We start from the raw sequence: 24,191 nt of genomic DNA on the forward strand, positions 1-24,191 counted from the left end.
GAGAAACACTCGTGAGCGAGCGCACCCTGGTCCTGGTGAAGCCCGACGGGGTCGAGCGGGGACTGGTCGGCGAGGTCATCGGCCGCATCGAGCGCAAGGGCCTGAAGCTGGTCGCGCTGGAGCTGCGCCAGGTCGAGCAGCAGCTCGCCGAGCAGCACTACGCCGAGCACGACGGCAAGCCGTTCTTCGGCAGCCTGCTCGAGTTCATCACCTCCGGCCCGGTCGTGGCCGCCGTGGTGGAGGGCCCGCGGGCGATCTCGGCGTTCCGCCAGCTCGCCGGCGGCACCGACCCGGTCGACAAGGCCGCCCCGGGCAGCATCCGCGGCGACTACGGCCTGGAGGTCCAGTACAACCTGGTGCACGGCTCGGACTCCGCCGAGTCCGCCGAGCGCGAGATCAAGCTCTGGTTCCCGGAGCTCTGAGCCGCGTGGGCGAGGACGTGTTCGTCACCGGTCCGCACCGGGTGGACACGCCGCACCCCGACCTCGTCGACGGCCTGGCCGACCTCTGGGGCCGGGTCACCGTGGCGGGCGGCGGCGTCGGCTTCACCCCGGCCGACCCGGTGGAGGAGGTGCGCGAGGCGGCCGCGTCGGTCGTCGACGACGTCGCGGGCAGGCGCGCGCACCTGCTGACCATCGGACGTGAGCACGTGCTCGTCGGCGTCGCGGTTCTGGTGCCGGGGCGCTATCCGGTGCGGCGGCACACCGGCGAGCTGTCGGTGCTCATGGTCGACCCCGACCTGCAGGGTCAGGGCTGGGGCCGCAAGCTGCACGACGCCGCCGTCGCGCACGCGCAGGCGCTGGGGCTGGAGAAGCTCGAGCTCGTGGTCCGCGGCGGCCACGACCTGGAGCGCTTCTACACCGGCCTGGGCTGGACGGAGTCGGGCCGCTGGGAGCGGTCGGTCCGCGTCGCCGACGGCGACGACCGCGACCGGATCTGGTTCACCCGGGACGTCTGACCAGCGTGTCCGGTGCGAGCCGCGGCCACGCCTGACGGCTCGGCGGCACGGCGCGGCGCGGGGCGCACGCGGGGTTCGGTGCGGGCTCCGGTACCGCACTGAACCCGTACGCCTTCGTCGGGCGCGCGAGCGCGGCACGTACGCTGAACCGGTGAGCGTGGAGTCCGTATTCGACCGCTTGGAGCCGCTGCTGCCGCGCGTCTCCAAGCCCGTGCAGTACGTGGGCGGCGAGCTGAACTCGACCGCCAAGGACTGGGACGACACCTCCGTGCGGTGGTGTCTGATGTACCCGGACGCGTACGAGGTCGGGCTGCCCAACCAGGGCGTCATGATCCTCTACGAGATCCTCAACGAGCAGCCCGACGTGCTCGCCGAGCGCACCTACTCGGTGTGGCCGGACCTCGAGGCCCTCATGCGCGAGCACGGCATCCCGCAGTTCACCGTCGACAACCACCGGCCCGTCGGCGCCTTCGACGTGCTCGGCGTCAGCTTCGCCACCGAGCTCGGCTACACCAACCTGCTCAGCGCGCTCGACCTCGCGGGCATCCCGCTGCACGCCGCCGACCGCACCGACGAGCACCCGGTCGTCCTGGCCGGCGGCCACGCGGCGTTCAACCCCGAGCCGATCGCCGACTTCCTGGACGCCGCCGTGCTCGGCGACGGCGAGGAGGCGGTCCTGGAGGTCACCGAGGCCATCCGGAAGTGGAAGGCCGAGGGCGAGCCGGGCGGCCGGGACGAGCTCCTGCTGCGGCTGGCCGAGAGCGGCGGCGTGTACGTGCCGAAGTTCTACGACGTCTCCTACGGCGCCGACGGCGCCATCGAGTCGGTCGTGCCCAACGACGAGCGCGTGCCCTACCGGGTGTTCAAGCGCACCACGATGGAGCTCGACGACTGGCCCTACCCGAAGAAGCCGCTGGTACCGCTGGCCGAGAGCGTGCACGAGCGGATGAGCGTGGAGATCTTCCGCGGCTGCACCCGCGGCTGCCGCTTCTGCCAGGCGGGCATGATCACCCGGCCGGTCCGCGAGCGCTCCATCGAGGGCATCGGCGAGATGGTCCAGCGGGGCCTGGAGGCGACCGGCTTCGAGGAGGTCGGCCTGCTGTCGCTCAGCTCCGCCGACCACTCCGAGATCGCCGACATCACCAAGGGCCTCGCCGACCGCTACGAGGGCACCGGCACCGGTCTCTCGCTGCCGTCGACGCGGGTGGACGCCTTCAACATCGACCTCGCCAACGAGCTGTCCCGCAACGGCCGCCGCTCCGGGCTGACCTTCGCCCCCGAGGGCGGCAGCGAGCGGATCCGGCGCGTGATCAACAAGATGGTCTCCGAGAAGGACCTGATCCGCACCGTCTCGGCGGCCTTCGCCAACGGCTGGCGGCAGGTCAAGCTGTACTTCATGTGCGGCCTGCCGACCGAGACCGACGAGGACGTGCTGCAGATCGCCGAGATGGCCAAGGAGGTCATCCGCGCCGGGCGCGCGGCGTCCGGGCGCAAGGACATCCGCTGCACGATCTCCATCGGCGGGTTCGTGCCCAAGCCGCACACCCCGTTCCAGTGGGCGTCCCAGTGCGACCCGGACACCGTCGACGAGCGGCTGCGCAAGCTGCGCCAGGCCGTCAACTCCGACCGCGGTCTGGGCCGCAACATCGGCATGCGCTACCACGACGGCAAGCCGTCGCTGGTGGAAGGCCTGCTCTCGCGCGGTGACCGCAGGCTCGGCCGCGTGATCGAGCGGGTGTGGCGCGAGGGCGGCCGGTTCGACGGCTGGAACGAGCACTTCTCCTACCAGCGCTGGGTCGACTGCGCGCAGGCCGAGCTGGTGCCGCTGGGCGTGGACCTGGACTGGTTCACCACCCGCGAGCGCCACGAGGGCGAGGTGCTGCCGTGGGACCACCTCGACTCCGGTCTGGACAAGGAGTGGTTGTGGGCCGACTGGCAGGACGCGCTGGAGGCCCGCGAGCAGGACGACTGCCGCTGGACGCCGTGCTTCGACTGCGGTGTGTGCCCGACGATGGGCACCGACATCGAGGTCGGGCCCTCCGGCCGCAAGCTGCTGCCGATCTCGCCGGTCGGCCAGGGTTCGCCGGTGACCAACCAGGCCTTCTCGCAGGGCTGAGCGCCGCAACGCCGGGTGGAGTTCAGCGGGTGACGGCCCGGCGGGCGTCGACCATGCCGTGGCCGTAGAAGCCGTTGTAGGCGGCGTAGCCGCGGCACAGCGCGTCCTGGGCGCTGTCGGAGTTGAGGTCGTAGTCGCTCGGGCAGCTCATCGGGGACGTGCTCGCGAGGAGCATCCGGGTCAACTCGCGGGGCCCGGCGTCGGGGTGCCGCGACGCGAGCAGCGCGGCCACGCCGGAGACGTGCGGTGCGGCCATCGACGTGCCGCAGGCCCGGTCGTAGTCGGCGCCGGGCACGGTCGACAGCACGCAGCCCGCGTGGCCAGGGACGCGGCTCTCGCCGCCCGGCGCGGTGATGTCGACCGAGCCCAGGCCGTAGGAGCTGTAGCCGGCCTTGACCCCGTCGTGTCCCACGGCGGAGACGGCGACGACGTCGTCCAGGCCGACCGGCACCGCATCGCAGTCGGGGCGTCGGACAGCGGAGAGGTCGATGCGCTCGTTGCCGACCGCGGCGACGGTCAGCACACCGCGCGAGGTGGCGTGCTCGACGGCGCGGCGCACCGCCTCGCGCGGGACGGCGGAGCCCTCGCCGGTGCAACCCCGCGCCGCGGCGTCGACGAGGAAGCTGCTGTTGACGACGCGGATGCCGTGCTCGGCCGCCCACATGAAGCCGCAAACCGCGTACTCGGGGTTGACGTATCCCGCCTCGTCGACGACCCGCACCGACGCGACCCGCACGCCCGGGGCGACACCGGTGGTGCCCACCCCGTCGTCGGCCGCCGCGACGATGCCCGCGACGTGGGTGCCGTGCGGAGCGCTCCTGGCCTCGGGGGACCGGTCCGGCCGCGCGGGGGAGAGGCAGTCGGCGGAGCGGGAGCGGTCGAAGGCCGCGGCGAGCTCGGGGTGCGTGCCGTCCACGCCCGAGTCGAGCACCCCGACGACGACATCGGCGCTGCCCGTCGTGACCGCGTGCGCCTCGGGGGCGTGCACCGCCGCGGCGTTCCAGCCGCCGGCGGGAGCGGCGGCCGTTCCCGTGGCGGGTGCTGCGGTGGCCGGTGTTGCGTCGGCTGATCCTGCGGTGTCCGGCATTGCGTCGGCCGGTGTTGCGCCGGCCGAACCGGCGGTGCTCGGTGCCGCGACCGGGCCCTGCCAGGTCTCGACGTTCGCCCGACCCGGGACCAGGGCCGTGCTCTGCCCGTCGGCGGCGGCGCGCTCGCGCTGCTCGGCCTCCGCGCTGTAGGCGCGGTCAGTGCCGACGAGCCGCTCGAATCGGCGGTCGGCGGAGTCGACGACGCCCACGCCGATCGACGGGTAGTAGGCCGCCAGCGTCCCGCACCGGGCGCTCATCTCCCGTCCGGCGGAACCGACAGCGGTGCCGGGCTCGAACAGCACCACGTAGCGCAACGAGGGGCCCGGTCCGGCGCAGTCCGGTCCGGCTGCCGCCTGCGGAGCGCATAGCACGGCCAGCGCCGCGGCGACGAGGAGCAGGCACGAGCGCCGCGGCGCCCGCCCAGGCCTGCTGACCCCCATCGGTGCTCCCGGTCGTGGTCACCGCACTCCGACCAGGACGGGACGCTAGCCAGCCAGGGCACGACCCACAAGCCAACCCCTCCCGACCTGGGCGCTCGGCACCTTGCTGGCCCGATGTGGGGGCGGCTTGTCACACTTGCGGTTGTCAGGGCAACCACCGACCACGACCAACCAGGGCCGTAGGCGACACGCGCGGGAGGGCATTCTGAGTCGACGAGATCATCCCAACCCCTCTGCGCCGCCGGTGCAGAAGCTGCGGCTGCGCTACGCCAAGCGCGGCAGGCTGCGCTTCACCTCGCACCGCGACCTGGCCAGGGCCTTCGAGCGCGCGCTGCGGCGAGCGGGCGTGCCGATGGCCTACTCCCAGGGCTTCAGCCCGCACCCCAAGGTGTCGTGGGCCGGCGCGGTACCCACCGGCGTGTCGAGCGAGGCCGAGTACGTCGAGCTCCAGCTCGTCCGCCAGGTCGACCCCGAGCTGCTGTGCCGCGAGCTGGACGCGGCGCTGCCCGACGGCGTCGACCTGCTGGAGGCGGTCGAGGCGGCGCCCGGTCCGCTCGCGGAGCGGCTGGAGGCCAGCCGCTGGCTGATCGAGGTACCCGGGGTTGGCGATGACGAGCTGCGGGACGCGGTGTCCAAGCTGCTCGCGGCCGACAGCGTCGAGGTGGAGCGGATGACCAAGGACGGCCGCCGCAGCATCGACGCACGGGCCGCGTTGATCGACGCCGCGGTGCTGGACCGTTCCGATCCGACTGCGCTGAGTGACCGGATTCGTTCCGTCACCGCCCAGGTGGACGATTGGCCGAGCGAGCCCGGACCGTATGGGATACTTGTAACGGTCGTGCGGCAGACAACACCGGTCGTACGACCCGACGACGTACTGAGCGCCCTTCAGGTCGTCGCCGGTCTGACGCCGTCGGCCGCCGCGAGAGCGACCCGGCTGGCGCAAGGCAGGCTCGACGACTCCGGAGGGCTTGCCGACCCGTTGGCCAAGGACTCAGGCGGCGACCGGAGTCCAGCGGGGGAGCCCGCGGCGGGGTGACGGACGGCGCGGACGTCGTCGGACCCGCCGTGTGACTTCCCGGCTCACCGAGATCCGGGGCGGGGGGACCAACAGAATTGCCGTCGCCCGAGGGCGGCGGAAACGAAAAGAACGCACATGCCTCTGTGCGGCCGCGTCGCGGGACGCGCCCGGGGGCGGAGGAGCTGGATGTTGAACATGGACACGCCCGCTGGAAGCGCCAGCGGGCCATCGCCCACACCTACCCAGGAAGATCAGGGGACGTTCGAACTGCCCGCCAAGCTGCGGGTGCACGCGCTGGCCAAGCTGCTCGGAGCGAGCAGCCGCGAGATCATCACGACGCTGGAGTCGCTCGGCGAGTCGGTGCGCAGCGCGCAGTCGAACATCACCCGCGAGGTCGCGATGCAGGTCGTCCGGACCCTGCATCCCGAACAGATAGCCGAGCCGGAGCAGGGCGCCGAGGACACTTCCCGGCAGCAGGCCGCCGGCAAGCCGGAGGAGCCCGCCCAGCCGCAGGCGCAGCCGGGAGCCGAGTCCGCGCGGAAGCAGCAGGCCCAGCCCACGCGCGACGAGGAGTCCGCCGAGGGCAAGGCGGCTGAGAGCAAGCCCGCCGAGGGCAAGGCCACCGAGGGTGAGGCCGGGGACAAGTCCGCCGAGGTCGCGCCGGTCAAGGCACCGAACCCCGGCTTCCTCGCCGCCCAGGAGTCCGAGCCCACCCGCAGCGGCGCACCCGGCCTGACCCCGGTGTTCGCCGCGCCGCAGGCGATGTTCCTGGCCCCGGACCCGAAGACGGCGCCCGCCAAGCCCGAGCCCGAGCAGAAGCAGGCCCAGGCCGAGGAGGAGCAGCAGGAGACCGCGACCGAGGCGCCCCAGCAGTCCGAGTCCGCCGACACCGGTGAGGACGAGGGCGACCAGGGCGGCCGCCGCCGTCGCCGCCGCGGCCGCCGCGGCCGGGGCCGTGGCCGCGGGGCCGAGGGCGAGCAGGACGAGCAGCAGCGCGAGACGTCCGAGGCCGACACCACCGAGCAGGACGGCAAGGCCGAGCAGGCCGAACCGGCGACCGAGCAGCAGTCCGAGGAAGCCGCCGAGGCCGCGGAGACCGACGGCGACTCCGCGGAGGGCAACCGCCGTCGTCGCCGTCGCCGTCGCCGCAAGGGCTCCGGGGACGACGACAGCGGTACTCGCGACGACGACCCGCCGAACACCGTCGTGCACGTCCGCGAGTCCGCGCCGGAGGGACGCCACGACAGCAGCGACGACGAGGTGCGCGCGGTCAAGGGCTCGACGCGGCTGGAGGCCAAGCGCCAGCGCCGCCGGGACGGCCGGGAGGCCGGCCGCAGGCGCGCCCCGGTGCTGTCGGAGGCCGAGTTCCTGGCGCGCCGCGAGTCGGTGGACCGCAGGATGGTCGTCCGCGAGAACGGCGACCAGACCCAGATCGCGGTGCTCGAGGACAACGTCCTCGTCGAGAACTTCGTGACCTCGGCGGGCAGCGGCTCGCTGGTCGGCAACGTCTACCTGGGCCGCGTGCAGAACGTGCTGCCCAGCATGGAGGCCGCTTTCGTCGACATCGGCCGCGGCCGCAACGCCGTGCTCTACGCCGGTGAGGTCGACTGGGACGCCGCCGGCCTGGCGGGCAAGGCGCGCCGCATCGAGCAGGCGCTGTCCACCGGCGACAGCGTGCTGGTGCAGGTCACCAAGGACCCTGTCGGCCACAAGGGTGCGCGCCTGACCACCCAGATCAGCCTGCCCGGCCGCTTCCTGGTGTACGTGCCGGGCGGCGGTGCCACCGGCATCAGCCGCAAGCTGCCCGACAACGAGCGCAAGCGCCTCAAGGAGATCCTCAAGCGGATCGTGCCGGAGAACGCCGGCGTGATCATCCGGACCGCCTCCGAGGGCACCAGCGAGGAGGCGCTGGACCGCGACGTCCGCCGCCTGCAGGCCCAGTGGGAGGTCATCAAGGAGAAGGCCGACTCGCCGAAGGCGCAGGCGCCGCAGCTGCTCTACGAGGAGCCCGACCTGCTCATCAAGGTCGTCCGCGACCTGTTCACCGAGGACTTCTCGGCGATGGCGGTGCAGGGCAACCAGGCCTGGGACACCATCGAGGCCTACGTCAAGCACGTCGCGCCCGACCTGGCCGGACGCCTCAGCAAGCACGTCGGCAAGAACGACGTGTTCACCGAGCAGCGGATCAGTGAGCAGATCGCCAAGGCGCTGGACCGCAAGGTCTGGCTGCCCTCCGGCGGCTACCTGGTCATCGACCGCACCGAGGCGATGACGGTGATCGACGTCAACACCGGCAAGTTCACCGGATCCGGGGGCAACCTGGAGGAGACGGTCACCCGCAACAACCTGGAGGCGGCCGAGGAGATCGTGCGCCAGCTCCGGTTGCGCGACATCGGCGGCATCATCGTCATCGACTTCATCGACATGGTGCTGGAGTCCAACCGCGACCTGGTGCTGCGCAGGCTGACCGAGTGCCTGGGCCGCGACCGCACCCGGCACCAGGTCGCCGAGGTGACCTCGCTCGGCCTGGTGCAGATGACCCGCAAGCGGGTCGGCACGGGGTTGCTGGAGGCTTACAGCAGCACCTGCGAGCACTGCCGCGGGCGCGGGCTGCTGGTGTCGACCGACCCGGTCACCCACGCCCACACCAACGGCAGCGGAGGCGGCGGTGGCGGTGGCCGTCGCAACCGCAACCGGGGCAAGTCGCAGGAGCCGGAGACGCCGGTCGTGGAGGCCGCCCCGGCCGCAGAGCCGGAGGCGAAGGCCGAGCCGGCCGCCGAGGCGCCGAAGCCGGAGAAGCAGGAGAAGCCGCAGAAGCAGGAGAAGGCGGAGCGCAAGGCGGCCGCCGCGGCGGAGCAGCCGGTGCGGGCCGACAAGGCCCCCGAACCGGCGAAGGCGGAGCAGCCGGTCGAGGCCGAGCGTGCCGAGCCGGTGAAGGCGACCGAGCCGGCGCCCGCGCCGGAGGCCGTCGAGGAGCCCGTCGCCGAGCAGCCCGAGGCGGCCGCGCCTGCCGCCGAGCCTGTCCGCGCTTCGCAGCCGGAGGAGGCCGCACCGACCCCCGCTTCGCAGCCCGAGCCGGCCGCGGAGGAGTCGTCGGAGCCCGCCGTCAACGGCCGTGCGCGTCGGCGCAAGGTGAGCAGGCCCGCGGGCAGCGCGGGCGCACCGGCGGCGCCGGTGGTGGTGGCCGTGCCCGCGAAGCCGGCGGAGTCGTCGGAGTCGCAGGACAACGGCGTGCCGAGCACGCCGCCGCCGGCCGCGGCGGCGGTGTCGCGGCGCCGGGGCCGCTCGGCGTCGCGCCCGGCCGGACCGCCGGTCGACGGCGGCCAGAACCGGCAGTCCGACGCCGCTGCCGACGGTGCCGCGGGCACGTCCGAGGAGAGCGGCGAGAGCTCGGGAGCGTCCGCCGAGAGCTGACGCCCTGAGCAGCAGACCGGTGCGGAATGGCCGATTCGTTCAAGAACGGGTCGGCCATTCCGCTTTACGGTCGCCGCATGAACCGCTTCACCGCTGATCGCGTCGCCGCGACCGCGCGGCTGGTCTGGCTGACCGCCCGCGTCGTCGAGCAGCGCCGCTTCGAGTACCTGTTCGCAAACGGCAGCGCGGAAGCCCTGCGCGTTGCCCTCGAGCCCTACCGCTGCGCGGACGGCGGGTTCGGCTACGCGCTGGAGCCGGACTCGCGGGGTCCGGTGAGCCAGCCGCTGCACACCTGGACCGCGCTGGAGATGCTCACCGAGATCGGCGCCGCTGACGGCCCGGTGGTGTCCGGCGCCATCGACTACCTGGTGTCGGTCACCCGGCCCGACGGTGGCGTGCCGGGTGTGGACCCGAGCCTGCGCCCGTACCCGCACGCACCGTGGATGCCGATCGAGGACGAGCCGCCGGGCGCGCTGCTGACCACGGCGCTGCTGGCCGGGACGCTGCACCGGAACAAGATCGAGCACCCCTGGCTGGACCGCGCAGGGGAGTTCTGCTGGGACCGGATCGACGCGCTGGGGCAGACGCACCCGTACGAGGTGCAGGCCGCCCTGCACTTCCTCGACCACGTGCCGGACCGGCAGCGCGCCGCAACGGCTGCCGAGCGGCTCGGCACGCTGGTCCGCGAACAGCGACTCGTGGTGCTGGACCCCGCCCACCCCGAGGACGCGCGGCTCGCCCCGGGATACGCATCCGGCGAACTGCACCACGTGTACGACTACGCCAGGACGCCGGAGAGCCTGGGCTGCTCGTGGTTCTCCGGCGCAGAGCTGGCGCGGAGCCTGGACCACCTCGCCGGCCGGCAGGAGGAGGACGGCGGCTGGCCCGTCCGGTGGCGGGAGTGGGCGCCGGGCGCGCACATGGAGGCCCGGCCGCGGGTGGCCATCGAAGCTCTGCTCACGTTGCGCGCGCACGACTGAGCAGGCTCAGAGGCTTCTTCGACTCACCTTGCGTAGTGGTACCGGTTGCCGGGGTTGGGTCAAGCGGCTTCGCCGCTCGACAGGCGCTCAGGTGTCCAGCAGGTCGGCGGGGGTCAGGCCGGACAGCCTGCGGAACTCCCGGTTCATGTGGGCCTGGTCGGCGTAGCCGACGGCCCCGGCGACCCCCGCCAGCCCGCCCGCGGCGCCGGCGTCCAGCCGCATCGCCCGCCGCATCCGCAACACCCCGGCCAGCGTCTTCGGGCCGTAGCCGACGACCGAGGTGAAGCGGCGCCGGAAGTGGCGTTCGGACAACCCGAGCGCGTCGGCCAGCTCCGGCACCGAGGGCGGCTGCGAGCCGTCGAGCGCGGCGACCGCCGCTTCGACGGCCCGGTCGCGTTCGAAACCGGGCAGCATCTCCACCGCGAACCGCTCCAGGCGCAGGGCCGTGTCGGTCGGCGACTCCGCCCCGGCCAGCCGGTCGGCCAGCGCCCTCCCGCGCCGGCCCCACAGCTGCGGCAGCGAAACCTGCAGGTCGAGCAGTTCCGAGGTCGGGACCTCGCCGAGCAGCAGCGGGGCCGCTCCGGGCAGCATCCGGACCCCGGCCACGCCGGTGCCGGGCGGCAGCCCCACCACCCTGGCCACGGTGTCGGGCCCGACCATCTGGAGCTCGCCGTTGATCCAGATCAGGTCGATGCAGCCGTCCGGGATGACCCGCTGGAGGCGGCCCTCGGCTGCCTCCAGCGTCCAGACGCAGTGCAGGAGCCCGGCCAGCTCGGGTCGGGGAGCACGTTCCAGGTAGCGCTGCACGGGCCCCATGATGCGTCACCGCGCCGACACCCTTGCTCATCCGTGCTAAGTTTTGCTCATGCGAGCAAAAAGCAGCTCGACCAAGCAAGAGCGGTCGTTCACCGAGGAGCGCCGCCGGGCCCAGATCGTCGACGCGGCGATCGACACCATCGTCGAGCTCGGCTATGCGAAGACCTCGTTCGGGCAGATCGCCAAGCGGGCCGGGCTGAGCAGCACCGGGATGATCTCCTACCACTTCCGCAGCAAGGCCGAGCTGATGCGGCAGGTCGTCAGCGACGTCTACGCGGTCGCGCTGGAGGTGGTCGGCTCCCGGATCGACCAGGCGGGCGATCCGCCCGCGCAGCTCCGCGCCTTCATCGAGGGAAGCGTCGACTTCTACCGCACCCACCACCGCCACATGCGCGCACTGACCGAGGTGTGGCTCGGCAGCCGCGGTGAGGACGAGGGCACCGCGCCGCCGCACCAGCAGGAGCTGGAATCGCTCGAGGAGATGTTCCGGGAAGGCCAGCGCACCGGTGACTTCCGGGACTTCTCCCCGCGGGTGATGGCGGTGGCGCTGCGGCACGCGCTCGACGGTGTGGCGCTGCACCTCGGCGCCGACCCCGACAGCGACCCGGACGTCTGCGCCCGCGAGCTGGTGACCTTGTTCGACCTGGCCACGAGGGCGGAAAGCCGATGAACGACGCGATCGTGGAACTGGACTCCGGGCGCGTGCGTGGCCGCGTGCTCGACGACCACCGGGTGTTCCAGGGCATCCCGTACGCGGCGCCGCCGGTCGGCGGGCTGCGCTGGCGCTCGCCGCAGCCCGTGCAGCCGTGGGCCGACGTCCTCGACGCCACCGAGCCGGGCAGTCCGTGCCCGCAGACGGCGCAGGTTTTCGCCGCCATCGAGAGCCTGGACGAGGACTGCCTGAACCTCAACGTCACGACGCCGGGCACGCCCGGCCCGAAGCCGGTCATGGTGTGGCTGCACGGCGGTGGCGGGGCCAACGGCGAGGGCGCGATCTTCGACGCCCACCGTCTCGCGGTGCGGGAGGACGTCGTCGTCGTGACACCGAACTCGCGGCTGGGCATCTTCGGCTGCTTCGGCTACCCCGGTCTGGAGGGCAGCGGCGGCTTCGGCATCGAGGACCAGCAGGCCGCGCTGCGCTGGGTGCGGCGCAACATCGCGGCCTTCGGCGGCGATCCGGGCAACGTCACGCTGTTCGGGGAGTCCTACGGAGGGTTCAACATCGGCGCGCACCTCGCGTCGCCGTCGTCGCGGGGGCTGTTCCACCGCGCCGTCCTGCAGAGCGGCTTCACGTTGATGGACGCGCCGGCAGGAACCTGGCTGCCCGGCACTCCCGCCCTGCCGACGATGTGGCTGTCCACCGCCGAGCTGCACGGGCTCGCGGCGCACTTCGTCGAGCAGAGCGGCTGGCTGGACCCGGGCAGCGAGCTGACCGCCGTCGAGCAGCTGCGTCGCGTCCCGGTCAGCGAGCTGCTGGAGCTGTCGTCGTACTTCACCCGGCCCGCGTACGGCAACGCCGTGCTGCCGGAGTCCCCGGACGAGGCGGTGCGGGCGGGCCGGTTCAACCGGGTCCCGGCCGTGGTCGGCGGCACCCGCGACGAGGCCAGGCTGTTCGTCGGGCTGTTCTTCGACCTCGCGGGGCAGCCGGTCACCGCCGAGGGCTACTCGCGACTGCTCGGCGAGGCGTTCGGTCCGCAGGCCGCACAGGTCGAGCGGGAGTACCCGCTGAGCGACTACGACACCCCGAGCCTGGCGTGGGCGCAGGTCGCCGAGGACCGGGCGTGGGCGCGGTCCACGTGGGACCTGGCCCACGCGCTCGCGTCGCACACACCGACCTACTGCTACGAGTTCGCCGACCGCGACGCTCCGCCGATCGTGCCGTTCCCGGAGGGCTTCCCGCCCGGGGCGCACCACTCGGCCGAGGTGGCCTACCAGTTCGACCTCGGCGAGCCCGCGGCGCTGAGCGGCGAGCAGTGGCGCCTCGCCGAGCAGATCAACGCCTACTGGGCGAACTTCGCGCGCAGCGGTGATCCCGGTTCGCCGGACCTGCCGGCGTGGAACCGCTTCGAGCCCGCCGACCCGTACGTGCAGGCGCTCGCCCCGGGGCGGACCGGCCCGACCGACTTCGCCGCCGGGCACCGCCTGGACCTCTGGGAGAAGCTGCGGTGAAGCTGCTGGTCACCGCGCTGGCCGACCTGCTCCTGCCGCTGGTCGTCTACTACGGACTGCGTTCGGCAGGGGCGGGCGAGGTCCCGGCGCTGCTCGCGTGCGCGCTGATCTCCCTGGTGCGCGTCGGCTACGGCATCGTGGCCCGGCGGAGCGCCGACCCCGTCGCGGTCTTCGTGCTGGCGATCGTGCTGGTGAGCCTGGCGTTGTTCCTGGTCAGCGGGAGCCCGCGCGCACTGCTGGCCAGGGACGGGTGGCTGATGGCCGCGTGCGGGGCGGGCGCCCTCGCGACGCTGTGGCGCAGGCCGGTCGTGTTCACCCTCGGCCGGATGCTCGTGGCCCGCTCCGGCCACAGCGCCGCGGACTGGGACGACCGGTGGCGTCGCTCGGCGGAGTTCCGGCGGGTGTGGCGGGTGCTCACGGTCGCGTGGGGCGTCGCGCTGCTCGCGTGCGCCGGGGCGAAGGTCGTGATGGCCTACACGGTGCCCGTCGACGTCGTCCCGGCCGTCACCACCGCCACGTGGCTCGCCGCGGTCGTACTGCTCAACGTGGGCAGCCAGGTCTACCTCCGGCGCCCCGTGATCAAGCGCGTCGTCGGCTGAGCCTTCTCACGCCACCCGGGACTCGTCGTGGGTGTGGTCGGCGACCAGCACGGTGACGTCGCGGTCGCGGCCGGTGCGGTGCAGCACCAGTTCCGCGAGCAGCCCGAGCGAGACCATCTGGACCGCGAAGATCTCCAGCAGCATGCCCAGCGTCAGCAGCGGACGGGTCCCGATGGACTGCTCGGTGAAGACCCACACGCCCGTCAGGTAGAGCAGGATCAGCGTGCCGACCGTGCCCAGGAGCAGCCCCAGCCCGCCGAACAGGTGGGCGGGCCTGCGCCCGTAGCGGGTGAGCGCCACGACCGTCAGCAGGTCCAGCGCGCCGCGGACGTAGCGCTCGAAGCCGTACTTGGACTTGCCGTGCAGCCGGGGCCGGTGGTTCACCGCGCGCTCCCGCACCCGGTAGCCGAGCTGGTGGGCCAGCGCCGGGATGTAGCGGTGCAGCTCGCCGTAGAGCGGCACCCGCCGGTAGACCTCGGTCCGGGCGGCCTTGAGGCCGCAGTTGTGGTCCGACAGCCGCAGACCGGTGATCAGCCCGGTCATCCAGTTGAAGAACTTCGAGGGCAGCCGCTTGCCCAGCGGGTCCTTGCGCTGCGCCTTGTGCCCGCTGACCAGGTCGGCACCGTCGTCGAGCTCGTCGAGCAGCCGCGGGATCTCGGCCGGGTCGTCCTGCAGGTCGGCGTCGATGGTCACCAGCAGCGCGCCCCGCACCTCGGCGACCCCGGCCGCCAGCGCGGCGGCCTTGCCGAAGTTGCGGCGAAGCCGCAGGCCCCGGAACCGGGGGTCGGCGGCGGCCTGGCCGGCGATCACCCGCCAGCTCTCGTCGGTGCTGCCGTCGTCGACGACCAGCAGCTCCCAGGTGCGGTGCTGGGACTCCATCGCGGTGCGGATCTCGGCGAACAGCAGGGGCAGGCTCTCGGCCTCGTTCTTGGCCGGGGCCAGCAGCGACACCTCGGGCTCGGAGTGCTGGCGCTCGCTCATGACTTCTGCGGACTTTCCGTGAGGGGCCGGATCCACCAGCCGTCGGGGAAGCGGAACGCGACCCGCAGCGGCCCGGGCGCCGCCGGGGCGACCGCGCGGAAGCCGAGGCCGATCTCGATGCCGACCGTCTGGGCCTCGGCGTCGGCGCGCGGGATGTCGACCACCCCGCCGCCCACGACGGTCCCGTTCTGGTCGAGCACGGCGACGCACCGGGCGCGTTCGATGCCGGAGATGGCCCAGCCCTTGAGCATCCGGGCGCCGCCGGTGACCTGGTCGGTCTCGACGTTGAGGACCACGTCCCAGCCGTCGGGCCCCGGCTCGCGGAAGCTGCCGATGCTGGGCGTGCGCCAGGTGGAGGTGCCGGCTCGCGAACCGATCTCCACGCCGTCGCCGCAGCCCAGGGTGAACTCCGGTGAGAACGGGTAGTGCCCCAGCGCGCGGAGCCGTGGGATGAGCCGTTCGGGCTCCGGGAAGCGATCGGTGAAGGCGTCGGAGGCGCCGATGCGGGCGGCCACCGCGAGCAACCGCTGGTTCGGAGCGTCGTCGCGTACCGATTGGGCCATCGGGGCACCGAGCGCGACGGTGGCCAGCACCGTGACGCCGACCACGACGTTGCGCAGGCCCGGCCACCGGCCCCAGGCGACCACGATGACCAGCACCGCGATCCACAGGGCAGCGGTCATGCTGTTGTACCGGCTCTGCAGGCCAGCCGACTCGCCGAAGGCCGCGCGCGAACCGGAGATCATTACCGCGCAGCCGACCGCGTAGACCGCCAGCCCCCACCACGCGGCACTGACCGCGCGGTGCTCCGGGGCCACCCGGGCGTGCAGGGCCAGGACGGCGAGCCCGGCCACGCCCGCCAGCAGCGCCATCGCGGGCTCGGTGCCCGTCCAGACCATGCCGAGCATGCTCAGACCGGCCAGCATCGCCTGCGCCGGGTCGTCGGTCGGCGAACCGCCGCCACCGCCCTGCGGGCCCCGCAGCACCAGCCACGCCGCGACCACGGCGAACCCGACGACCAGGGGCGTCACCACCCGGGCCCGCCGGTCGCCGCGCATCCAGGCGACCAGCGCCAGCGCGGGCCACACCGCGAACGACGTCCCGTAGCTGATCGAGGCGAGCAGCCCGGCGACGACCGCGGGCACCGGACGGCCGCGCTGCATCGCCAGCAGCGCCGCGAGCACCAGCAGCAGCGCCAGGATCCAGGACGCCCCGCTCATCGAGCGCACGTAGTTGTGGATGCCGTGCGGGTTGAAGACCAGCGTCGAGGCCGCCACGACCAGCGCCGCCCGCTGCCACCTGCCCAGCGAACGGGGCAGCATCGCCCACACCAGCAGCACGCAGCCGACGCCGAAGGCGATGATCAGCAGCCCCAGCGGCTGGTTGAGGCCGTTGCCGTAGCGGGCGCTGAGCCAGAACAGCAGGCTCGGCAGCACGAAGGGGTGCTCGTTGCGGAACCCGAACAGCGCCTCCGGCCGCAGCGAGCCGTCGTCGCGGGTGAGGTCGAGCAGCACCCACCAGTAGTCGAAGAAGTGCATCTGCGGGTACCGCAGCACCTCGCGCAGCATCATCAGCGGCGGCACGACCGACAGCAGGCCGAGCAGGACCGGGCCGAGCCGCCCCTCGCGCAGCCGCCGCAGCGAACCGGGCCGGGCTGCTTCGGGCTGGTCCTCGGAAGCGCGCTCCTCGTCGGGCGCGCCACCGTCCGGCCGCGAGCCGGCGTCCGGTGCGATGTCGGTCACGCTGAGTTCCCCGTGTTCCTGCGGACCTGCTCCGGGCAGGCATCCGGTGTCGAGCTGCCGGTCTCCGGCCGGCGCGGGCGGCTCCGGGCCGCCTGCGAGCCGGGCGGCCGCCGCCGGTGGAGGCGAAAAGCTCTCACCTTGGAGCGGCGACTCACGGTAGCAAGCGGTCCGGGCCGCTGATCGGCGGTTCCGCGGGATTGGCGAAACTTTTCCACCGGTGATCTTCGCCGTCCCAGGGTCGATTTGACCGCCCGGGAAACGCCCATTTAGCCTGACTCGGCTCGTCCGCGGATGAGCAGGACTTCCCTCGCGTGGCCGGATGCGACGCGGGGTCCACCCCTCGCCGTCGGCGCGGGGGCCTGTCGATCGGGCCTTTCGCGCCTGTCTGTATGATGGGTGGGAACTTCTCGCCGCCGGACGGGCGGAGAGGATAAACGCCCGCAGAGCCCGAGTGCGACCTCAGCTGGGGGACCGGGGCGACGAAGCGGGAACCCACCGAGATCCGGCGCCGCCGGGTGGTAGGAATCTCCGGCTTGGTCGGAGAGGGCGTCAACAGGGAAACCGAGCAGCAGGAGACTTCCGACTCATGTACGCGATCGTCAAGACCGGCGGCAAGCAGTACAAGGTGGCTGTCGGGGATGTCGTCGAGGTCGAGAAGCTCGAAGGCGAGCCGGGCTCCGAGGTCACCTTCCCGGCGCTTCTGCTCGTCGACGGCTCCGATGTCACCGCCGACGCCGATGCGCTGGCGAAGGTTTCGGTGACCGGCAAGCTGGTCGAGCAGACCAAGGGCCCCAAGATCCGCATCCACAAGTTCAAGAACAAGACCGGCTACCACAAGCGCCAGGGTCACCGGCAGAAGCTGACCCGCGTTGAGGTCACCGGCATCACCAAGTGAGGACCTGACTAGTCATGGCACACAAGAAGGGCGCATCCAGCTCTCGGAACGGCCGCGACTCGAACCCGAAGTACCTCGGGGTCAAGCGATTCGGTGGTCAGGTCGTCAAGGCCGGTGAGATCATCGTCCGCCAGCGCGGCACCAAGTTCCACCCGGGCCTGAACGTCGGCCGCGGTGGGGACGACACCCTCTTCGCGCTTTCCGCGGGCACCGTGGAGTTCGGTCGCACGCGCAACCGCAAGACCGTCAGCATCGTGCCGGCCGAGGCCTGACCCGGCTCTCGGCACACGTTTTTCCCGACGAGGGGCGGGTCCGGCCTAGCCGGTCCTGCCCCTCGTTTTTTCTTGTCCTTGGAGGCATTCGTGTCGCGGTTCGTCGACCGCGTGACCATCCACGTCGCCGCCGGCGACGGTGGCAACGGTTGCGCATCGGTACATCGGGAGAAGTACAAACCGCTCGGCGGACCCGACGGCGGCAACGGCGGCCGGGGCGGTGACGTCCGGCTGGTCGTCGACCCGGGCGTGCACACGCTGCTGGACTTCCACCACCGCCCGCACGCGCGTGCCTCCAACGGCAAGCAGGGCCGCGGGAGCATGCGCAACGGCGCGATCGGTGAGGACCTCGTGCTACCGGTGCCGGAGGGCACCGTGGTGCTCACGCCGGACGGCGAGGTCCTGGCCGACCTGGTGGGCGTGGGCACCACCTTCGTGGCGGCGCAGGGTGGACGCGGTGGCCTCGGCAACGCGGCGCTGTCGTCCAAGGCCCGCAGGGCGCCCGGTTTCGCGCTGCTCGGTGAGCCGGGCGACGAGCACGACCTGGTCCTGGAGCTGAAGTCGGTCGCCGACGCCGGCCTGGTCGGCTTCCCCTCGGCGGGCAAGTCGTCGCTGATCTCGGTGCTCTCGGCCGCCAAGCCGAAGATCGCCGACTACCCCTTCACCACGCTGGTGCCCAACCTCGGCGTGGTCACCGCCGGTGACACCGTGTTCACCGTCGCCGACGTGCCGGGGCTCATCCCCGGTGCGAGCGAGGGGCGCGGTCTCGGGCTGGACTTCCTGCGCCACATCGAGCGCTGCGCGGTGCTGGTGCACGTCGTGGACTGCGCCACCCAGGAACCCGGCCGCGACCCGCTGTCCGATGTGGACGCGCTGGAGGAGGAGCTGGCGCGCTACACGCCCGCGCTGAAGACCGAGCACGGCGCAGGAGACCTCGAGTCCCGGCCGCGCCTGGTGGTGCTCAACAAGATGGACGTGCCCGAGGCCAGGGAGCTGGCAGAGCTGGTGCGGCCTGAGCTGGCGCAGCGCGGCTGGCCGGTCTTCGAGGTCTCCACCGCCAGCCACGAGGGCCTGCGCGAGCTGCGCTTCGCGCTGGCCGAGGCCGTCGAGGAGTACCGGGCCGAGCAGCCGGAACCGGAGCCGGCCCGCACGATCGTGCGACCGGTGGGCGTCGACGACACCGGCTTCACCGTCGAGCCCGACCCGGACTACGAGGACGCCTTCATCGTGCGGGGCGACAAGCCCGAGCGGTGGGTGCGCCAGACCCACTTCGACAACGACGAGGCGGTGGGCTTCCTCGCCGACCGGCTGGCGAAGCTGGGCGTGGAGGAGGCGCTGGCCAAGAACGGCGCCAAACCCGGCAGCCAGGTCACCATCGGCTCGGTGACCTTCGACTGGGAGCCTTCGACGCCCGCCGGTGTCGCGGGTGTGCTCGGCGGGCGCGGCACCGACCTGCGGCTGGACCAGGACGAGCGGGTCTCGGCCCACGAGCGCAAGGCCGCCAAGAAGGCGCGCCGGACCTCGCTCGACGAGGAGGGCGGCTACGTCGGTGAGTGAGGTGTCGCCGACCAGGCGGTTGATCGCGGCGGCGCAGCGCATCGTGGTGAAGGTCGGTTCGTCCTCGCTGACCAGGGCGAGGGGCGGGCTCGACCAGGCCAGGCTGGCGAGCCTGGTCGACACGGTGGCGCGGCGGGTCGGTGCCGGGGGACAGGTGGTGCTGGTCTCCTCCGGGGCCATCGCCGCCGGCATCACCCCGCTCGGCCTGGGGCGCAGACCGCGCGATCTGGCCAGCCAGCAGGCTGCGGCCAGCGTCGGGCAGCAGGCGCTGGCGCACGCCTACGCCGAGTCGTTCGCCCGCTACGCGCTGACCGTCGGCCAGGTGCTGCTCACCGCCGACGACGTGGTCCGCCGCTCGCACTACCGCAACGCCCAGCGCACCCTCAACCGGCTGCTCACGCTGGGTGCGGTGCCGGTGGTCAACGAGAACGACACGGTGGCCACCAACGAGATCCGCTTCGGCGACAACGACCGCCTCGCCGCGCTGGTGTCGCACCTGGTCGGCGCCGACGCACTGGTCCTGCTGTCCGATGTGGACGCTTTGTACGACGGGGATCCCCGCAGGGGCGGTGCTTCGGCGATCCTGGAGGTCAACGGCGTCGAGGACATGCTGGGTGTCGAGGCGGGCAGCACCGGCTCGTCCGGGCTCGGCACCGGCGGCATGGCCTCGAAGGTCGAGGCGGCGCGGGTGGCGTCGTCGGCGGGCATCCCGGTGCTGCTGACGTCCGCGGCGCAGGCCGACCGGGCTCTCGGCGACGCCGACGTGGGAACCGCCTTCGCCGCGACCGGTTCGCGGCTGTCGGCCCGCCGCTTCTGGCTGGCCCACGCCGCCGACGCCAGCGGCAGGCTGTGGCTGGACGACGGTGCGGTGTCGGCGGTGGTCAAGCGGCGCCGGTCGCTGCTGGCGGCGGGAGTCACCGCCGTCGAGGGAGCTTTCGACGGCGGTGACGTCGTCGAGCTGGTCGATCCGTCTGGGATGGTGGTGGCCAGAGGCGTGGTTGCCTACGACGCCGAGGAACTGCCCGCACTGATCGGACGTTCCAGCCACCAGCTGCCTCCGGAGCAGCGCCGCGAGGTCGTGCACGCCGACGACCTGGTGCCGTTGCGCTGAGAACCGGCCGCGAGACCGGCCGGTGACTTGGCCGCGACACCGGCCGGTGGCCTGGCCGCGCTCCGTATGCTCAGGCCATGGCCAGCGATCACGTCGCGGAGTTCGAAGCTCACCGGCCGAGGCTGTTCGCCGTCGGCTACCGCCTGCTCGGGTCGGCGGCCGAGGCGGAGGACCTGGTGCAGGAGACCTTCCTGCGCTGGAACGACGCCGATCGCGACGTCGTCCGCACGCCCGCGGCGTGGCTGACGAAGGTGCTGACCAACCTCTGCCTCAACCGGCTCGCCTCGGCGCGGTCCCGGCGCGAGGACTACGTCGGGATCTGGCTCCCGGAACCGGTCATGACCGACGACTCCGCGCTCGGTCCGCTGGAGACCGCCGAGCGGCGCGAGTCGGTGTCGCTGGCGATGCTGGTGCTGATGGAGAAGCTGACCCCGGTCGAACGCGCGGTCTTCGTGCTGCGCGAGGCGTTCGGCTACCGGCACCGCGAGATCGCCGAGATCCTCGACATCACCGAGTCGAACTCGCAGCAGGTCCTCCGCCGGGCGCAGGCGCACCTGCGCGAGCGTCCGCGCTTCGACGCGTCCGGCGACCAGCGGCGCCGGATCGCCGAGCTTTTCCTCGACGCCGCCCGCGGTGGCGACCTCCCGGCGCTGGAACGCCTGCTCGCCGACGACGTCGTGTCCTCCGCCGACGGCGGTGGCGTGGCGGGCGCGGCGCGCAACGCCATCCGCGGCGCGAGCCGGGTCGCGCGCTACTTCGCCGGTCTGCTGGATGTGCCGCTACCCGGATTGGAGTTGCGGGTCGTGGAGCTCAACGGTCAGCCGGGCATCCTCGCCGTGGTCGGCGACGCCTTGGTCAGTGTGACCGTCGTCGAGGTCGGCGACGAACGCGTGCGACGTATCTACAACGTCGTCAACCCGGACAAACTGCGTTTCCTCGCCGCGCAGTGCGGGCTGGTTGCGCGCAACTGGAGGCAGGTGATCGAGGACACATCCGGTTCCGTCATGGAACTGCGTGCTGCCCGGTTCAGGGAGTGACACCGACTGGGCAGAACGGGGATGGACGATGACTCACCGAATTGTGGTGCTGGGCGCGGGTTACGCGGGGCTGCTGGCCGCCCGCCGGATCGCCGAGGGCGTCGACGCGCGGGTCACGCTGGTCAACGCCGCCGACGAGTTCGTGGAACGGGTGCGCCTGCACCAGGCCGCCGCCGGCCAGCGGCTGCACCGCTGGCCGCTGGAGGACATCGTGCGCGACGCGGGAATCGAGCTTGTCCTGGGCCGCGTCACCGGCATCGACGCGGACCGGCGGGAGGTCGTGGTCGACGGGGATCGCGCCCTCGGCTACGACAAGCTGGTCTATGCGCTGGGCAGTCACGCCGACGTCGAGAGCGTGCCAGGCGTCGCGCGGCACGCCCTGGCGGTGGCGACCGCGACCGACGCCGCGGAACTCCGGGTGCGGGCGGCCGAACTCGCCGCTCGCGGTGGTGTTCTCGGCGTCGTCGGCGGTGGCTCGACCGGGATCGAGGCCGCCACCGAACTCGCCGAGACCTACCCGGACCTGCGCGTCCGGTTGCTGGCGGGACCGGAACCGCTGGGCTGGCTGTCGCCGAAGGGCAGGGCGCACGTGCACCGGGTGTTCGACCGGCTGGGCATCGAATCCACGCCTGGTGGCCTGGTTTCGGAGGTCCGCGACGACCGGATCGTGTTCGCCGACGGCTCGGAGGTCGAGGTCGACGCGACGTTGTGGAGCGCGGGTTTCCGCGTTCCCGGGTTCGCGGCCGAGGCCGGTCTGGAGTGCGACGGCACCGGCCGCATCCGGGTCGACGCCTCGATGCGCTCGGTCTCGCACCCCGACGTCTACGCCGTCGGCGACGCGGCCAGGGCGCGGGCGCACGGCGGACCGGAGCTGCGGATGTCGTGCGCGGCGGGACTGCCGATGGCGGGCCGGGCGGCCCGGTCGATCATCGCCGAGCTGACCGGCGACACCCCGAAACCCCTGCGCTTCCGCTACTACAACCTGTGCCTGAGCCTGGGGCGCCGGGACGGCCTGATCCAGTTCGTGCACGGCGACGACACCCCACGCAACGCGGTGCTCACCGGGCCGACCGCGGCGCGCTACAAGGAGACCATCGTGCGGGGCGCCGCGTGGGTGGTGCGGCGCAGCCCGTACGTCGGCCGCCGCGGGAAGCCCGTGCTCGGCAGCGCGCTCGGCGTGTGAGCGTTCAGCGCAGCTCGGTGCCGCGGGTTTCCGGCAGGGTGAGGATCACCAGGAACGCCACCGCGGCACCGGCCGCGATGTACCAGAAGAACAAGGTGGACGCGTCGAACGCCGCGAACGCCTGGATCACCAGCGGCGCGGTGCCGCCGAAGACCGCCACGGTCAGGTTGTACCAGGCGCCGATGCCCAGCCCGCGCAGCTCGGTGGGGAACAGCTCGGACATGATCGCCGGTGCGATCGAGGTCATCGCGGTGTAGAGCCCGATTCCGACGCAGAAGACGACGAGCAGACCACCGAGCCCGGGCCGCACCAGCGTCGAGAGCGGCACGATCAGCACGGCCGTGGCCGCCGACCACACCAGCAGCTGCGGCTTGCGGCCGAAGCGGTCCGAGAGCACGCCCATCGGGTACTGCAACGCGACGAACAGCACGGTCGCCACCGAGAGCGCGAGGAACACGTCGGTCGCGTCGGCGTGCCGGGTCTTGACCGCGAACGGGGTGAGCGCGCTGAAGAACGTGTAGTAGCACAGCGTCGAGAGCATGCTGAACCCGATGAGCTGGCCGACGGCCTTCGGGTGCTCGGTCAGCGTCAGCAGCAGCGGGTTCTTCAGCGCCTTGGCCTTGGGCTGGTTCACCTCGAACTGCTCGGTCTCCTCCAGCGCGCTGCGCAGCCACATCCCGACCAGTCCCAGGACACCGCCGAGCACGAACGGGATGCGCCACCCGAACTCGGTGAGCTGCTGCTCGGTGAGCACGCTGGTCAGCAGGTAGCCCAGCAGCGAGGCCACCAGCAGCGCGGTACCGGTGGAGATGTAGAAGAACGACGAGTAGCGGCCTCGGCGGTCCGGCGGCGCGATCTCGGCCAGGTAGGCCGAGGCGTTGGAGACCTCGCCGCCGAGCGAGACGCCCTGTCCGATCCTGGCGAGCACCAGCAGGACGGGCGCCGCCCACCCGATCACCTGGAAGCTCGGCAGCAGCCCGATGATCAGCGAGCCGCCGGCCATCAGAGCCACGGTCAGCAGCATGGCCGGCTTGCGGCCGCGCAGGTCGGCGAACCGGCCGAGCAGCCAGCCGCCCAGCGGGCGGAAGAAGAACGCGAGCGCGAAGGTCGCCAGCGTGTTGATCAGCGCCAGCTCGCCGGGGAAGAACGACGCGGCGAAGTACACGCTGAACGCGGTGTAGACGGTCCAGTCGTACCACTCGATCGCATTGCCGATGCTCGCGGCGACGAGCTTGCGCATCGGAAGCCGGTGGCGCTCGGCCTGGGAGGTCGCGTACTCGGACATGGGTGCCTCCGAGCGTCGTCGCCGATCCGACGACGAACATCGAACTGATGATCGCCGTCACAGTACGCAGGAGGCACCCGAAAGCCAAGACCGTCGCACATCGCGGATGCGGCGGGTCCTGAAAGGACCGGTGCGCCGGATCAGGCGCGCATCCGCTGGATACCGGCGAGCGCGCCGGTCACTGGACGTCGGCGAGCGCGCTGGTCACTGGATTCCGGCGAGCACGTGGGCGACCTTGTTGCACTCGCGGCAGGTGTTCCACAGCCAGGCGTGTTCGGAATCGTCCACTTTGATGGACGTGCCGCACAGGGTGTTGACGCGCGTTTCGTCGGTGAAGCCACCGCGGGGGCGGCTCTGGAGAGTCGCATGGCGCAGCCCGTCGCCTGGTTGCCAATGGAACGGGTGGGGCACGCTCGATCACCGCCTGCACGCGAGCCTGGAACGGTACCGGCAGAACCGACCGGGCGCACCGACTGCGGGCGCGCTGGTACGCCGAACTGAACGGACCGTGATTTCGCCTTGTTCCG

Annotated in this window: 21 protein-coding genes; 15 read left to right on the forward strand and 6 right to left on the reverse strand. The window is 72.5% G+C overall.

The window, feature by feature from the left end; genetic code table 11:
- Positions 1 to 11: 11 nt before the first annotated feature.
- From ndk to SACE_RS06865, 3 genes are all read left to right on the forward strand, one after another.
- The gene (ndk, locus tag SACE_RS06855; RefSeq protein WP_009949419.1) at positions 12 to 422 is read left to right on the forward strand and encodes a nucleoside-diphosphate kinase; all 411 of its coding nucleotides are present in this window, start codon (positions 12 to 14) and stop codon (positions 420 to 422) included.
- Positions 423 to 427: 5 nt separating this feature from the next.
- Entirely contained in the window at positions 428 to 958 is a 531-nt protein-coding gene (locus tag SACE_RS06860) for a GNAT family N-acetyltransferase (RefSeq protein WP_009949418.1), read from the forward strand.
- Between the two features lie 151 nt (positions 959 to 1,109).
- Positions 1,110 to 3,074, forward strand: a complete 1,965-nt coding sequence (locus tag SACE_RS06865) for a TIGR03960 family B12-binding radical SAM protein (RefSeq protein ID WP_029621942.1) — start codon at positions 1,110 to 1,112, stop codon at positions 3,072 to 3,074.
- A gap of 22 nt (positions 3,075 to 3,096) precedes the next feature.
- Here the strand turns inward: SACE_RS06865 and SACE_RS06870 are convergent, their stop codons facing one another.
- Positions 3,097 to 4,602, reverse strand: coding sequence for a S8 family peptidase (locus SACE_RS06870; protein WP_009949416.1), 1,506 nt, complete (start codon positions 4,600 to 4,602; stop codon positions 3,097 to 3,099).
- Between the two features lie 244 nt (positions 4,603 to 4,846).
- On the opposite strand from SACE_RS06870, the gene SACE_RS06875 reads away from it, so the two are divergent.
- The 3 genes from SACE_RS06875 (at position 4,847) to SACE_RS06885 (ending at position 10,017) form a co-directional block, all read left to right on the forward strand.
- Complete coding sequence (locus tag SACE_RS06875; protein WP_009949415.1) at positions 4,847 to 5,641, forward strand: TIGR03936 family radical SAM-associated protein; 795 nt, start codon at positions 4,847 to 4,849, stop codon at positions 5,639 to 5,641.
- A 168-nt stretch (positions 5,642 to 5,809) separates the two neighbouring features.
- Entirely contained in the window at positions 5,810 to 9,037 is a 3,228-nt protein-coding gene (locus SACE_RS06880) for a translation initiation factor IF-2 N-terminal domain-containing protein (protein WP_011873355.1), read from the forward strand.
- A 77-nt stretch (positions 9,038 to 9,114) separates the two neighbouring features.
- The gene (locus tag SACE_RS06885; RefSeq protein ID WP_011873356.1) at positions 9,115 to 10,017 is read left to right on the forward strand and encodes a hypothetical protein; all 903 of its coding nucleotides are present in this window, start codon (positions 9,115 to 9,117) and stop codon (positions 10,015 to 10,017) included.
- A gap of 87 nt (positions 10,018 to 10,104) precedes the next feature.
- On the opposite strand, the gene SACE_RS06890 is transcribed toward SACE_RS06885, so the two are convergent.
- The gene (locus tag SACE_RS06890; protein ID WP_011873357.1) at positions 10,105 to 10,833 is read right to left on the reverse strand and encodes a helix-turn-helix transcriptional regulator; all 729 of its coding nucleotides are present in this window, start codon (positions 10,831 to 10,833) and stop codon (positions 10,105 to 10,107) included.
- Positions 10,834 to 10,882: 49 nt separating this feature from the next.
- Here SACE_RS06890 and SACE_RS06895 point away from each other — a divergent pair, with 49 nt between their 5' ends.
- From SACE_RS06895 to SACE_RS06905, 3 genes are read left to right on the forward strand one after another with little or no spacing between them, the layout of a single operon-like run.
- Positions 10,883 to 11,503, forward strand: coding sequence for a TetR/AcrR family transcriptional regulator (locus SACE_RS06895; RefSeq protein ID WP_009947758.1), 621 nt, complete (start codon positions 10,883 to 10,885; stop codon positions 11,501 to 11,503).
- Positions 11,500 to 13,002, forward strand: a complete 1,503-nt coding sequence (locus tag SACE_RS06900) for a carboxylesterase/lipase family protein (protein ID WP_009947756.1) — start codon at positions 11,500 to 11,502, stop codon at positions 13,000 to 13,002. Before SACE_RS06895 ends, SACE_RS06900 begins: the two co-directional genes overlap by 4 nt.
- Positions 12,999 to 13,601, forward strand: a complete 603-nt coding sequence (locus tag SACE_RS06905) for a VC0807 family protein (protein WP_009947755.1) — start codon at positions 12,999 to 13,001, stop codon at positions 13,599 to 13,601. Before SACE_RS06900 ends, SACE_RS06905 begins: the two co-directional genes overlap by 4 nt.
- Positions 13,602 to 13,607: 6 nt before the next feature.
- Here SACE_RS06905 and SACE_RS06910 read toward each other — a convergent pair whose 3' ends face one another.
- Together SACE_RS06910 and SACE_RS06915 are read right to left on the reverse strand one after the other, a co-directional pair.
- Positions 13,608 to 14,582 (reverse strand): glycosyltransferase family 2 protein, encoded by a 975-nt coding sequence (locus SACE_RS06910; protein WP_009947754.1) that lies wholly within the window; start codon positions 14,580 to 14,582, stop codon positions 13,608 to 13,610.
- Positions 14,579 to 16,324, reverse strand: a complete 1,746-nt coding sequence (locus SACE_RS06915; protein WP_009947751.1) for a hypothetical protein — start codon at positions 16,322 to 16,324, stop codon at positions 14,579 to 14,581. Before SACE_RS06915 ends, SACE_RS06910 begins: the two co-directional genes overlap by 4 nt.
- 586 nt (positions 16,325 to 16,910) lie before the next feature.
- On the opposite strand from SACE_RS06915, the gene rplU reads away from it, so the two are divergent.
- The 6 genes from rplU to SACE_RS06945 all read left to right on the forward strand — a co-directional run bounded on the left by rplU (position 16,911) and on the right by SACE_RS06945 (position 22,379).
- Entirely contained in the window at positions 16,911 to 17,219 is a 309-nt protein-coding gene (gene rplU, locus SACE_RS06920) for a 50S ribosomal protein L21 (RefSeq protein WP_009947750.1), read from the forward strand.
- Positions 17,220 to 17,233: 14 nt separating this feature from the next.
- Positions 17,234 to 17,491, forward strand: a complete 258-nt coding sequence (rpmA, locus tag SACE_RS06925; protein ID WP_009947749.1) for a 50S ribosomal protein L27 — start codon at positions 17,234 to 17,236, stop codon at positions 17,489 to 17,491.
- Positions 17,492 to 17,569: 78 nt separating this feature from the next.
- Positions 17,570 to 19,048, forward strand: coding sequence for a GTPase ObgE (gene obgE / locus SACE_RS06930; RefSeq protein WP_009947747.1), 1,479 nt, complete (start codon positions 17,570 to 17,572; stop codon positions 19,046 to 19,048).
- Entirely contained in the window at positions 19,041 to 20,159 is a 1,119-nt protein-coding gene (gene proB / locus SACE_RS06935) for a glutamate 5-kinase (RefSeq protein ID WP_009947745.1), read from the forward strand. The genes obgE and proB overlap by 8 nt, the downstream gene beginning before the upstream one ends.
- A 77-nt stretch (positions 20,160 to 20,236) precedes the next feature.
- Complete coding sequence (locus SACE_RS06940; RefSeq protein ID WP_009947744.1) at positions 20,237 to 21,196, forward strand: RNA polymerase sigma-70 factor; 960 nt, start codon at positions 20,237 to 20,239, stop codon at positions 21,194 to 21,196.
- 28 nt (positions 21,197 to 21,224) lie between these two features.
- On the forward strand, positions 21,225 to 22,379 hold the full coding sequence (locus tag SACE_RS06945) for an NAD(P)/FAD-dependent oxidoreductase (RefSeq protein ID WP_029621736.1): 1,155 nt from the start codon (positions 21,225 to 21,227) through the stop codon (positions 22,377 to 22,379).
- A 4-nt stretch (positions 22,380 to 22,383) separates the two neighbouring features.
- On the opposite strand, the gene SACE_RS06950 is transcribed toward SACE_RS06945, so the two are convergent.
- Complete coding sequence (locus SACE_RS06950; protein WP_009947741.1) at positions 22,384 to 23,664, reverse strand: MFS transporter; 1,281 nt, start codon at positions 23,662 to 23,664, stop codon at positions 22,384 to 22,386.
- Between the two features lie 204 nt (positions 23,665 to 23,868).
- Complete coding sequence (locus tag SACE_RS06955) at positions 23,869 to 24,075, reverse strand: HC3 family zinc finger protein (protein ID WP_031334135.1); 207 nt, start codon at positions 24,073 to 24,075, stop codon at positions 23,869 to 23,871.
- Between the last annotated feature and the right edge of the window lie 116 nt (positions 24,076 to 24,191).

This window comes from Saccharopolyspora erythraea NRRL 2338 (assembly GCF_000062885.1).
Lineage (GTDB): Bacteria > Actinomycetota > Actinomycetes > Mycobacteriales > Pseudonocardiaceae > Saccharopolyspora_D > Saccharopolyspora_D erythraea.

Bases quoted from the DNA above. Each gene is read 5' to 3' on its own strand.
- SACE_RS06910 (WP_009947754.1), bottom strand. From the start codon at position 14,582: ATGAGCGAGCGCCAGCACTCCGAGCCCGAGGTGTCGCTGCTGGCCCCG.
- rplU (WP_009947750.1), top strand. From the start codon at position 16,911: ATGTACGCGATCGTCAAGACCGGCGGCAAGCAGTACAAGGTGGCTGTC.
- SACE_RS06945 (WP_029621736.1), top strand. From the start codon at position 21,225: ATGACTCACCGAATTGTGGTGCTGGGCGCGGGTTACGCGGGGCTGCTG.
- rpmA (WP_009947749.1), top strand. From the start codon at position 17,234: ATGGCACACAAGAAGGGCGCATCCAGCTCTCGGAACGGCCGCGACTCG.
- SACE_RS06900 (WP_009947756.1), top strand. From the start codon at position 11,500: ATGAACGACGCGATCGTGGAACTGGACTCCGGGCGCGTGCGTGGCCGC.
- SACE_RS06885 (WP_011873356.1), top strand. From the start codon at position 9,115: ATGAACCGCTTCACCGCTGATCGCGTCGCCGCGACCGCGCGGCTGGTC.
- SACE_RS06895 (WP_009947758.1), top strand. From the start codon at position 10,883: ATGCGAGCAAAAAGCAGCTCGACCAAGCAAGAGCGGTCGTTCACCGAG.
- SACE_RS06940 (WP_009947744.1), top strand. From the start codon at position 20,237: ATGGCCAGCGATCACGTCGCGGAGTTCGAAGCTCACCGGCCGAGGCTG.
- SACE_RS06880 (WP_011873355.1), top strand. From the start codon at position 5,810: ATGTTGAACATGGACACGCCCGCTGGAAGCGCCAGCGGGCCATCGCCC.
- SACE_RS06870 (WP_009949416.1), bottom strand. From the start codon at position 4,602: ATGGGGGTCAGCAGGCCTGGGCGGGCGCCGCGGCGCTCGTGCCTGCTC.
- SACE_RS06890 (WP_011873357.1), bottom strand. From the start codon at position 10,833: ATGGGGCCCGTGCAGCGCTACCTGGAACGTGCTCCCCGACCCGAGCTG.
- SACE_RS06950 (WP_009947741.1), bottom strand. From the start codon at position 23,664: ATGTCCGAGTACGCGACCTCCCAGGCCGAGCGCCACCGGCTTCCGATG.